Source organism: Prauserella rugosa, from assembly GCF_000719975.1.
Taxonomy (GTDB): Bacteria; Actinomycetota; Actinomycetes; order Mycobacteriales; family Pseudonocardiaceae; genus Prauserella; species Prauserella rugosa.
Genome location: NZ_JOIJ01000014.1, coordinates 70,442 through 81,404, shown reverse-complemented (window position 1 = coordinate 81,404; position 10,963 = coordinate 70,442). Strand labels below are relative to the sequence as shown.

Here is a 10,963-nt window from a genome sequence, read left to right as displayed (position 1 = left end):
CGCCGGCGCGATCGTCAGCGGGGCACCAGCACGGCGTCGGACAACACGGGGGCTTCGCCGCGATCGAGCGCGGTCGCGGTGACGACGAGCCCGTCGGCCTCGTGCCAGATCCGGACGCGCAGCGTCTCGCCGGGGAACACGACGCCGGCGAACGTCGCCGACCACGTGCCGACGCGGTCGACGTCGCCCTCCAGCGCGGTGTCCGTGACGGCCTTGGCGACGAGGCCGTAGGTGCACAGGCCGTGCAGGATGGGTGCGTCGAACCCGGCCGCACGCGCGAACTCGGGGTCGGCGTGGAGCGGGTTGCGATCCCCGCACAGGCGGTACAGCAGTGCCTGCTGCGGCAGCGTGGCCACGTCGGTGACGTCGTCGGGCTCGCGCTCGGGAGGCGGTACGCGGCGGGACTCACCGCGATGGCCGCCGAAACCGCCCTCGCCGCGCGCGAAGATGCTGGAGGTGGCGGTCCAGAGTGGATCGCCCGCCGCGTCGACGACGTCGGTCTCCTGGACGATCACGGCCGCCTTGCCCTTGTCCAGCACGTCGGCGATACGTGTCCGCGCGGTCGCCGTGCCCGACGTGGGCAGTGGCCGGTGCGCCACGATTCGCTGGGTGCCGTGCACGACCTTGGCCAGGTCGATGTCGACTCCGGGAAACCGCACCGTGGGCGGCTCGCTCGCGCGCATCGTCGCCGCGACGGTGGCGAAGGTCGGCAGGACGTGCAGGTCGTCCTCGCACGCGTACCGCAGCTCCCGTGGATCGGTCGGCGCCGCACCCGCGCCGAGCGCCAGGTGGTAGAGAAGCACGTCGGAGGCCGACCACGCGAAGGCCGACTCACCGAGGTCGGCGCCGATCGCGACGTCGGGGTCGATGGGCATCGGAGGCTCCCTCACTCGTAGCTGATGGACACGTCGTCGGTGAGCGGCAGCGATTGGCAGGCCAGCACGATCCCCTCGGCGATGTCGTCGGAGTCGAGCACCTCGTTGTCGAGCATCTTCACCTCGCCGGCGGTCACCCGGCACGCGCACGCGCTGCACTGGCCCTCCCGGCAGGAGTACGGCGCGTCCAGGCCCGCGTCGAGCAGCACGTCGAGCAGCTTGGCTCCCCGCGCCCAGGCCAGCGTGGTCGTCGCGCCGTCGAGGTCGACGGTCACGGATGCGGGCGCTCCCGGGTCGGAGGTCGCCGCGGAGTCACCGGCGTGCCCGGAATCTGTCGGGCCCGTGGCCTCGGTCGCCTCCTCGGTGTCGCCGGGGTCCTCGGAGGCCGCACCGGGAGTCGCGGGGGCGGCGTGGTCGAACGGATTACCGCCCAGCGACACGAAGGTCTCCTTGCGGATGGCCGAACGTGGCATGCCGGCGGCCTTGAGCGCATCGGTCACGGCCCGCATGTACGGCGTGGGGCCGCACACGAAGGCGGCCCGGTCGGCGACGGGCTCGGCGAGCGGGACGAGCCGTTCGGCCGTGGGCAGGCCCTGGAGGCTCTCCAGCCAGTGCACCACCGTGAACCTGCCCGGGTGGGCCTGCTCGAGCTCGCGCAGGTGCGCGGCGAAGATCACGGAGGCCTCGTCCCGGTTGGCGTAGACGAGCGTCACGCTGCCGGTGCCGTGGTCGAGGACCGAGGTGGCGATCGACAGGATCGGGGTGATCCCGCTGCCACCCGCGAACAGGGCGAGGTCGGTGTCCAGATCCGCGGGGGTGAACACGCCGCTCGGGGCCAGCACGTCGAGTTCGTCGCCTGCCGTGACGTGATCGCACAACCAGTTGGAGGCGTATCCGTCGCGTTTGACCGTCACCTGTGGACGGTCGCCGCTCAGCGGCGAACTCGACAGCGAGTAGCACCGCGCCACGGCACCACCGTCGGCAGCGGGCACCCGTACCGTGAGGAACTGGCCCGGCCGGTAGTCCAGGTCGGCGTCGAACACGATCGACCGCGCCTCGGCCGTCTCCTCGACGACGTCGGCCACCCGCAGGCGCAGCACCGCCCCGGCGCCGGTGGCGAGCTCGGGCTCACTCATACCGGAACGCACCGTCCCGTTCCGCGGCGGTGATGCTCTCGCGCAGGTGCGGACACGTGCCGGCGCGCGCGGGCGGGACACCCGACGCGACCTGATCGGCCAGCACCGGGCAGCTCGTGGCCGCGTCGGTGATCCACTGGATGCTGGTGTGCTGCGGGCTGTTCTTCTTCACCAGCACCGTCGTCGCGCACGTGTGGCACCCGACGGGCAGCAGTCCACCGGTGAGGAACTCCTCGCGATCGGCGCGGGTCTGGGCGCGTACCTGCTCGACCGGTGCGGGCCCGATCGCGGTGGGACCAGCCGGCGGCGTGTGCGGTGCGGTGGGTGTCGTGTCGGCGGCCAATTCAGGAGACCCCGCTCACCGTGTCGGCCCCGGCGGATCGTTCGGCGGCCTCCCGTTGCTGACGGGCGACGTTCTCGGCGACCTCGCGTTCCCACACCTCGTTGGCCCGCGTGACGTCGACCTCGAACTCGAACCGCCGGGTCATGTCCTCCTCGATGTCGGCGACGTCGACGTAGAACTGCTCGTACCAGCGGCGGAGCTGGTACACGGGCCCGTCCTCCTCGCACAGCAGCGGGTTGTCGATGCGGGTCTTGTTCTTCCAGATCTCGACGTCCTGCAGGAAGCCGACCCCGACGCCCTCGGCGAACTTGCGGGCGATCCCGTCGGCCTGGTCGTCGCTGATGCCCGGAGGTTTGCGGACCGCCACGCCCCACTGCAGCACGAACGACGTGGGGCTCACGGGGTAGTGACAGTTGATCAGCACCGTGTCGATCTTGATGCCCTTGTAGTCGTTGTGCAGCGTGTTGATCATGTACGCCGGGCCGTAGTAGGAGGCCTCGGATTCGAGCAGGTTGTCCTCGCCGCCGTAGTTGGACGACATGCCCATGTCGGCGCGGCCCTTGCTGTTGAGGTACTGCGAGGCGATGTGCCCTTCGAACACGTTCTTGAAGTACGTCGGGATGCCGTAGTGGATGTAGAAGAAGTGGGCCATGTCCACGACGTTGTCGACGATCTCCCGGCAGTTGGCCCCCTCGATCGTGACCGAGTCCCACGTCCAGTTGCTCCACTCACCGGAGAAGATGCCCTCGATCCGGGGGATCGTGACCTCGTCGGGAGGTGGGTTGCCCTCCGGGTCGTGCCAGACGAACAGTTGTCCGTTCTCCTGGAGCGTGCGCCACGCGCGCGTGCGGGCGCGGAGGGGGACGCGCTTGGCGTAGGGGATCGACGTGCACTTGCCGGAGCCGTTCCACCGCCAGTCGTGGAACGGGCAGGCGATCTCGTCGCCCTTGACCTCGCCCTGGGTGAGGTCTCCTCCCATGTGGCGGCAGTAGCCGTCGAGCACGTTCAGCGCGCCGTCGGCGCTGCGGAACACCACGAGTTTGGTACCGAACGCGTGGACCGCGTGCGGCTTGCCGTCGGTGAAGTGCTCCACGAGGCCGAGGCAGTGCCACCCGCGGGCGAACCGTTCCGGGGGAGCGCCGACGTCGATCGTGCGGACCGAGCCTGCCTGCGTCATGACGAACCTCCAGTTCCCCGGGCGACTGTGCCCGTGAACCCATCCGTGCCCGGGAACCCGCGTCCTGTAACAGGTTCCATGTGTGTCGTGGTTGACAACGGTCGACTCCGCACACCATAGACGAGAACGTGTTCCAGTTCTACCGTCCGAGCCCTCGTGGGAACCCGCTGGCCGTGTTCCGGGCCTCCGCGTGCCGGTGAACTCTGTTCTCGTGGGTACCCGGTCGTCGTAGCTCCTCGACGTCCTGGTCGAGTGGCCTCGGCGTGACAAAAACAAGAACGTGTTCTAATCTCGGGCAGGTATAGGGAGCGACGGGTCCGGATCGCGGCCCGGCGGAGAAGGAACGGGGCAGGTATGAGCGAGCAGGGCACGCACGCGGTGATCGCCGGGATCGAGGAGTTGCTGCCCGTCCTCCGGGAGCGTGCGCAGGACGCCGAGGACGCGCGCAGGATCCCCGACGAGTCGATCAAGGCCCTGCAGGAGACGGGTTTCTTCAAACTGCTGCAACCGCGCCTCTTCGGCGGTTACGAGGCCGATCCGGTGACCTTCTACACCGCGGTGAGGCTCATCGCGAGCGCCTGCGGCTCCACCGGGTGGGTCGCCTCGATTCTCGGCGTGCACCCGTGGCACCTGGGGCTGTTCGAACGTCAGGCGCAGGAGGACGTGTGGGGAGGTGGTCCCGGCAGCGACGGGATCGACACGCTGGTGTCCTCGTCGTACGCGCCCATGGGCCGTGCGGACGTCGTCGACGGCGGATACCGGCTCAGCGGCCGATGGAGCTTCTCGTCCGGTTGCGGCCACGCGACCTGGGTCCTGCTCGGCGCACCCGCGTTCGACGCGCAGGGCAACCCGGTGGACTTCTGCACCTACCTGCTGCCCGCGGCCGACTACACCGTCGACGACGTGTGGGACACCGTGGGACTGCGGGGCACGGGCAGCAACGACATCGCGGTGGACGACGTGTTCGTGCCGAGACATCGCACGCTGAGCTTCATGCTGACGTCCAAACTCGACACTCCGGGCCAGCGGGTGAACACCGGGCCGCTCTACCGCCTGCCGTACGGATCCGTGCATCCGAGCACGATCACCGCTCCGATCATCGGTATGGCCCAGGGCGCCTACGACGCACACGTCGAACACCAGCGCCGGCGGGTGCGGGCCTCGTACGCGGGGGAGAAGTCGCACGAGGACCCGTTCGCCAAGGTGCGGATCGCCGAGGCCGCGAGCGAGATCGACGCCGCGTGGCTGCAGCTGACCCACAACATCGACGAGCTCTACCAGCTGGCGTGCCGCGGCGAGAAGCTGCCGTTCGAGCTCCGGCTGCGGGTGCGGCGCGACCAGGTTCGCGGCAGCGAACGGGCCATCGCGGCGATCGACCGGCTCTTCGAGAACTCGGGCGGACGGGCGTTGCAGGCGGGCACCCCGATCCAGCGGTTCTGGCGGGATGCGCACGCGGGCCGGGTGCACGCGGCGAACGATCCCGAACGGGCGTACACGATGTTCGGCACCGGGGCGTTCGGCCTGCCCGTCGAGAACGCGATGGTCTAGGAGGCCGGAATGAGCGAGGGTTCGTACGTCACGACCGCGGACGGTCTGCGGCTGCACTACCACGAGGCGGGCACGGAACACGCCGACACGGCGATCCTGCTGCACGGCGGTGGACCCGGGGCATCGGCGTGGAGCAACTTCTCCCGCAACATCCCGGAACTGGCGAAGACGTTCCGCACCATCGCCGTCGACCAGCCCGGCTTCGGGCGCTCGGACAAGCCGACCGAGCATCCGCAGTACTTCGTGCACAGCTCCGCGGCCGTCGTCGGCCTGATGGACGCACTCGGGATCGAGAAGGCGCACCTGATCGGCAACTCACTGGGCGGCGGAACGGCGGTGCGCCTGGCGCTGGACCATCCCGACCGCGCGGGCAGGCTCGTGCTCATGGGCCCCGGCGGGCTGAGCGTGAACCTGTTCGCGCCCGACCCGACCGAAGGCGTCAAGAACCTCGCCCGGTTCGCCGCGCCGCCGGGGCCGAGCAAGGAGAAGCTCGAGGAGTTCCTCCGCGTGATGGTGTACGACCAGTCGCTCGTCACCGACGCGTTGGTCGAGGAACGGTTCGCCGCCGCGAACACCCCGGAGTCGCTCGCGGCGATGGGCGCGATGGGTGCCTCGTTCGCGGGTGAGGACTACGAGAAGGGCATGTTGTGGCGCGAGGCCCACCGGCTGCGCCAGCGCGTGCTGCTCGTCTGGGGCAGGGAGGACCGGGTCAACCCGCTCGACGGCGCGCTGGTGGCTCTGAAGACGATCCCGCGCGCGCAGCTGCACGTGTTCGGCCGCTGCGGGCACTGGGCCCAGCTGGAGTGTTTCGACGAGTTCAACCGGATCACCACCGACTTCCTCAAGGACACGTGATGGGCATCCGTTCACTGGCATATCTGCGGATCGAGGCCACGGACATGGCCGCCTGGCGCGAGTACGGACTCAAGGTGCTCGGCATGGTCGAGGGCCAGGGGTCCGATCCGGACGCGTTGTACCTGCGGATGGACGACTTCCCGGCACGACTGGTGATCGTGCCGGGGGAGTCCGACCGGCTCGCGACCGTCGGCTGGGAGACCGCCAACGCCGCCGAACTCGACGAGGTCCGCGCCGCTCTGTCCGCGCACGGGGTGCCGTTCAAGGAGGGCACCGCGGAGCAGAAGGCCGACCGTGGGGTCGACGAGCTCATCGAGTTCACCGATCCCTCGGGCAACACCCTGGAGGCCTTCCACGGCATCGCGTTGCAGCATCGCCGGGTGGTGAGCCCGTACGGGCACCGGTTCGTCACCGGTGAACAGGGGCTGGGACACGTGGTGCTGTCCACTCACGACGACGCGGCCGCGCTCGCGTTCTACCGCGACGTGCTGGGGTTCCGACTGCGGGATTCGATGCGCATGCCCCCGGAGGTGGTGGGCAGGCCCGCCGACGGCGAACCCGCCTGGCTGCGGTTCTTCGGGTGCAATCCGCGGCACCACAGCCTGGCGTTCCTGCCGATGCCGACACCGAGCGGCATCGTGCACCTGATGGTGGAGGTGGGCAGCACCGACGACGTCGGCCTGTGCCTCGACCGCGCGCTGCGCAGGAAGGTGCCGATGTCGGCGACACTCGGCCGGCACGTCAACGACCTGATGCTGTCGTTCTACATGAAGACGCCGGGCGGGTTCGACGTGGAGTTCGGCTGTGAGGGCCGCCAGGTCGACGACGAGACGTGGATCGCCAGGGAGAGCACCGCCGTGAGTCTGTGGGGACACGACTTCTCGGTCGGGATGTCATGAGCCCGGGCAGCGGTACCGCGACCGAGGAGGACGTGGCCGGCCGGTTCCGATCGGTCCTGGGGCACTTCTGCACCGGTGTCGCGGTGGTCACCGCGTGCGAGGACGGCGAACCGGTCGGCTTCGCGTGCCAGTCGTTCGCCGCCCTGTCCCTGGATCCGCCGTTGGTGCTGTTCTGCCCGGCGATGTCCTCCCGGACGTGGCCCGTGATCGAGCGGGTGGGCCGGTTCGCCGTGAACGTGCTCGCCGGCGACCAACGGGACGTGAGCGTGGCGTTCGGCTCGCGCGGAGGGGACAAGTTCGGCGCGGTGTCCTGGCACGCCGGCCCCGGAGGATCGCCGTTGCTCGACGGCGCGCTGACCTGGGTGGACTGCTCCGTCGAGACGGTGCACGAGGCGGGGGACCACTACGTGGTGATCGGCCGGGTCGGCGCGCTCGGCGGTGCCTCCGGTGACCGTCCGCTGCTGTTCTACCGCGGCCGGTACGCCGTCACCGAACCGGAACCGGCCGACGGGCTGCTCAGCTGGCCGCGGCCGGACGACTGGTTCTGACCGGCCCGCCGAGGAGGCTCTGCGGTGTTCCGCGGTGCCGTGCCGGCGTTGCCTGCTCTGCCGTGCCGTGACGCCCTGCCGTGGCGCCCTGCCGAGCCCTGGCGCCGCGGGTGGCCGGATAGTCTGCACCCATGACGAAGGTTGCCGTGGTGACGGGTGCAGGAACGGGAATCGGCAGGCAGGTCGCGCGCGCTCTGCTCGGGGCCGGCCACCGCGTGGCGCTGGCGGGTCGACGGGAGGAGCGGTTGCGGGAGGCGGCCGACGGCCACGCGGAGGCGCTCATCGTGCCGACCGACGTGACCTCGCCCGACTCCGTGCAGGCGTTGTTCACCACCGTGCGCGAGACGTGGGGCCGCGTGGACGTGCTGTTCAACAACGCGGGCGCGACCGGCACCAGGGGCTCGGTCGACACGCTCTCGGTGGAGGACTGGCAGGCCGTCGTCGACGTGAACCTGACCGGCATGTTCCTGTGCGCCCAGCAGGCCGTGCGCCTGATGAAGGAACAGGATCCGCGCGGTGGGCGCATCATCAACAACGGCTCGGTCTCGGCGCAGACGCCGCGGCCGGAGACCGTCGCCTACGCCGCCACGAAACACGCGCTGACGGGGCTGACCAAGTCGATCGCACTCGACGGGCGGGCCCACGACATCGCGTGCGGCCAGATTGACATCGGCAACGCCGCCACCGAGCTGACCAGCGGGTTCTCCGACGTCGGAATGCCACAGGCCGACGGCAGTCTCAAGCCGGAGCCGACGTTCGACGCGGCGCACGTGGCCGACGCCGTGATGACGATGGTCGACCTGCCGCTCTCGGCCAACATCCCGTTCGTGACGATCATGGCCAACGGCATGCCGTTCATCGGCCGCGGCTGACGCTCGGCCGCGGACGGCTCACAGCCGTTCGAGGATCGTGGCCGTCGACAACGCGCCGCCCGCGCACATGCTCACCAGTGCGGTCTCCCCGTCCCGGCGTTCGAGCTCGTGCAGCGCCGTGGTGAGCAGCCGGGTGCCGGTGTTGCCGACCGGGTGACCGAGCGCGATGGCACCGCCGTTGACGTTGACGCGGTCGGGATCCGGCCGGTGGACCTGTTGCCACGACAGGACCACCGAGGCGAACGCCTCGTTGATCTCGAACAGGTCCGGGTCGCCGATGGTCATGCCCGCACGCTCGAGCACCCGCTCGGTGGCGTGGATCGGCCCGTCGAGGTGGTAGTACGGCTCGGCGCCCACGAGGGCCTGTGCCCGGATGCGCGCGCGGGGACGCAGACCCAGTGCGCGGGCGCGGGCGGCGTCCATGAGCAGCAGTGCGGACGAGCCATCGGAGATCTGGGACGACGTGCCCGCGGTGTGGAGTCCGCCGGGCATCACCGGGGTGAGGCGTGCCAGGGCCTCGAGGCTCGTCTCGCGGAGCCCCTGATCGCGTTCGACGAGATGGTGCTGTCCGGTCGGGACGCCGTCGTCGCCGAGGACCGGCGCCTTCACCGGTGTCGTCTCCCGGTCGAAACGACCTGCTGCCCACGCTGCCGCGGCCTTCTGCTGGGAGGCGAGGCCGAAGGCGTCGACCTCCTCGCGGGTCAGACCACGCCTGCGGGCGATACGTTCGGCGGCGCCGTACTGGTCCGGCATGTCGATCGCCCAGGAGGCGGGCCGGCGGTTTCCAGCGTCGCCGACGTTGGCGCCGAGGGCCACGCGGCTCATCGCCTCGACGCCGCAGGCGATGCCGACGTCGATCGCCCCCGTCGCGATGAGGCCCGCGACCAGATGCGCCGCCTGCTGGGCCGAGCCGCACTGCGCGTCGATCGTCGTCGCGCCGCACTGCTCGGGCAGGCCGGCGTGCAGCCACGCCGTACGGGTGAGGTTGCCCGCCTGCTCGCCGAACTGGGTCACGGTGCCGCCGACGGCCTGCTCGACCAGTTCCGGGTCGATGCCGGCGCGTGCGATCACCGCCGTCTGCGCCGCACCGAGCAGTTCGGCGGCGTGCACACCGGCCAGCATGCCGCCGCGTTTGCCGATCGGGGTTCGGACGGCTTCCACGATGACCGGATCGCCCACGTCGCGCTCCTTCGGGTCGGCACCTGGTGGACAGGCGGAGTAGCTCCAAAAGTAGAACATGTTCTCTTATGTATCAAGGTGGGCCGCGCGGGTGGCATTCGAAGATGGACTGCTCGCCCCTCGTGGTAGACAAGATCCCAATCGATTCAGTTAACGGGTTTCACTTGAGACCTTCTCCCGGTTAACACCGTATGCTTCACTCGGCGAGTAGAACGAGTTCCATGACGCTCCTCGCGGAGGTTTGGCGCATGACGACATCGCTGTTACCCGAAGGCTTCGATTTCACCGACCCGGATCTGCTGGCGCGGCGGCTGCCGCTCGACGAGCTGGCGATGTTGCGGCGCACCGCTCCGGTCTGGTGGAACGACCAGCCGCACAACATCGCCGGCTTCGGCGACGACGGCTTCTGGGTGGTGACCCGCCTCGAGGACGTGAAGACCGTGTCGAAGGACAGTGAGCTCTTCTCCTCGTGGGAGAAGACCGCGATCGTGCGGTTCGACGAGAACATGGGCGAGGACGGGCTGAACGCCAACCGCCTGGTGCTGCTGAACATGGACGCCCCGCAGCACACCAAGTTGCGGCGCATCGTGTCGAAGGGGTTCACGCCGCGGGCGATCGCGCGGCTCGAGGACGGGTTGCGTGAGCGTGCCAGGGCCATCGTCGCCGAGGCGAAGAAGAAGGGATCCGGCGATTTCGTCGAGGACGTCGCCTGCGAACTCCCGCTGCAGGCGATCGCCGACCTCATCGGCATCCCCCAGGAGGATCGGCTCAAGATCTTCGACTGGTCCAATCAGATGATCGGCTACGACGACCCCGAGTACGAAGTGGACCCGATGGCGGCGTCGGCCGAACTCATCAGCTACGCGTTCACGATGGCCGAACAACGCAGGCAGGATCCGTCCGACGACATCGTCACGAAACTCGTTCAGGCCGATGTGGACGGTGAGTCGCTGGCTTCGGACGAGTTCGGGTTCTTCGTGATCCTGCTGGCCGTGGCGGGCAACGAGACGACGCGCAACGCGATCACGCACGGGATGAAGGCGTTTCTCGATCACCCGGACCAGTGGGAGCTGTACAAGCGGACGCGGCCGACGACGACCGCCGACGAGATCGTGCGGTGGGCGACGCCGGTGGTGGCGTTCCAGCGCACGGCCACGGCCGACACCGAACTCGGCGGGCAGCACATCCGCAAGGGCGACCGGGTGGCGATGTTCTACAGTTCGGCGAACTTCGATCCGGACGTCTTCGACGAGCCCGAGCGGTTCGACATCACGCGCGATCCGAATCCGCACGTCGGATTCGGCGGCACGGGCGCGCACTACTGCATCGGTGCGAACCTGGCGCGGCTGGAGATCGACCTGATCTTCAACGCGATCGCCGACGCCATGCCGAACATCCGCGAGGTCTCGGAGCCCGACCGGCTGCGCTCGGGGTGGCTCAACGGCATCAAGCACTACCAGGTCGCCTACGAGTAGACACCGGAAACCGCGTCCCGGATCCACGGTGGATCCGGGACGCCCCGTGTTGCGGT

General features: G+C 69.6%; 11 protein-coding genes. 6 read left to right on the top strand and 5 right to left on the bottom strand.

The window, feature by feature from the left end:
- Nucleotides 1-14: 14 nt before the first annotated feature.
- From IF64_RS0118685 to IF64_RS0118670, 4 genes are read right to left on the bottom strand one after another with little or no spacing between them, the layout of a single operon-like run.
- Nucleotides 15-875 (bottom strand): MaoC/PaaZ C-terminal domain-containing protein, encoded by an 861-nt coding sequence (locus IF64_RS0118685; protein WP_030533438.1) that lies wholly within the window; start codon nucleotides 873-875, stop codon nucleotides 15-17.
- Nucleotides 876-886: 11 nt separating this feature from the next.
- Complete coding sequence (locus tag IF64_RS0118680; protein WP_036877140.1) at nucleotides 887-2,011, bottom strand: ferredoxin--NADP reductase; 1,125 nt, start codon at nucleotides 2,009-2,011, stop codon at nucleotides 887-889.
- Complete coding sequence (locus tag IF64_RS0118675; RefSeq protein WP_425468425.1) at nucleotides 2,004-2,354, bottom strand: hypothetical protein; 351 nt, start codon at nucleotides 2,352-2,354, stop codon at nucleotides 2,004-2,006. Before IF64_RS0118675 ends, IF64_RS0118680 begins: the two co-directional genes overlap by 8 nt.
- A 1-nt stretch (nucleotide 2,355) precedes the next feature.
- The gene (locus IF64_RS0118670) at nucleotides 2,356-3,531 is read right to left on the bottom strand and encodes a 3-ketosteroid-9-alpha-monooxygenase, oxygenase component (protein ID WP_030533435.1); all 1,176 of its coding nucleotides are present in this window, start codon (nucleotides 3,529-3,531) and stop codon (nucleotides 2,356-2,358) included.
- A 354-nt stretch (nucleotides 3,532-3,885) separates the two neighbouring features.
- Here IF64_RS0118670 and hsaA point away from each other — a divergent pair, with 354 nt between their 5' ends.
- From hsaA to IF64_RS0118645, 5 genes are all read left to right on the top strand, one after another.
- Nucleotides 3,886-5,079 carry a 3-hydroxy-9,10-secoandrosta-1,3,5(10)-triene-9,17-dione monooxygenase oxygenase subunit gene (gene hsaA / locus IF64_RS0118665; protein WP_030533434.1) on the top strand — a complete coding sequence of 398 codons (1,194 nt, stop codon included), beginning with the start codon at nucleotides 3,886-3,888 and terminating at the stop codon, nucleotides 5,077-5,079.
- 9 nt (nucleotides 5,080-5,088) lie between these two features.
- Nucleotides 5,089-5,934 (top strand): 4,5:9,10-diseco-3-hydroxy-5,9,17-trioxoandrosta-1(10),2-diene-4-oate hydrolase, encoded by an 846-nt coding sequence (gene hsaD, locus IF64_RS0118660; protein ID WP_030533433.1) that lies wholly within the window; start codon nucleotides 5,089-5,091, stop codon nucleotides 5,932-5,934.
- On the top strand, nucleotides 5,934-6,833 hold the full coding sequence (hsaC, locus tag IF64_RS0118655; protein ID WP_030533432.1) for an iron-dependent extradiol dioxygenase HsaC: 900 nt from the start codon (nucleotides 5,934-5,936) through the stop codon (nucleotides 6,831-6,833). Before hsaD ends, hsaC begins: the two co-directional genes overlap by 1 nt.
- Nucleotides 6,830-7,381, top strand: a complete 552-nt coding sequence (hsaB, locus tag IF64_RS0118650) for a 3-hydroxy-9,10-secoandrosta-1,3,5(10)-triene-9,17-dione monooxygenase reductase subunit (protein ID WP_030533431.1) — start codon at nucleotides 6,830-6,832, stop codon at nucleotides 7,379-7,381. The genes hsaC and hsaB overlap by 4 nt, the downstream gene beginning before the upstream one ends.
- A 131-nt stretch (nucleotides 7,382-7,512) precedes the next feature.
- A complete protein-coding gene (locus IF64_RS0118645) occupies nucleotides 7,513-8,253 on the top strand; it encodes an SDR family oxidoreductase (protein ID WP_030533430.1) in 741 nt (246 codons plus the stop codon).
- 18 nt (nucleotides 8,254-8,271) lie between these two features.
- Here the strand turns inward: IF64_RS0118645 and IF64_RS0118640 are convergent, their stop codons facing one another.
- Entirely contained in the window at nucleotides 8,272-9,432 is a 1,161-nt protein-coding gene (locus IF64_RS0118640) for a steroid 3-ketoacyl-CoA thiolase (RefSeq protein ID WP_030533429.1), read from the bottom strand.
- A gap of 248 nt (nucleotides 9,433-9,680) precedes the next feature.
- Between IF64_RS0118640 and IF64_RS0118635 the strand changes: the two genes are divergently transcribed.
- On the top strand, nucleotides 9,681-10,907 hold the full coding sequence (locus tag IF64_RS0118635) for a cytochrome P450 (protein WP_030533428.1): 1,227 nt from the start codon (nucleotides 9,681-9,683) through the stop codon (nucleotides 10,905-10,907).
- The last annotated feature ends 56 nt before the right edge of the window (nucleotides 10,908-10,963 follow it).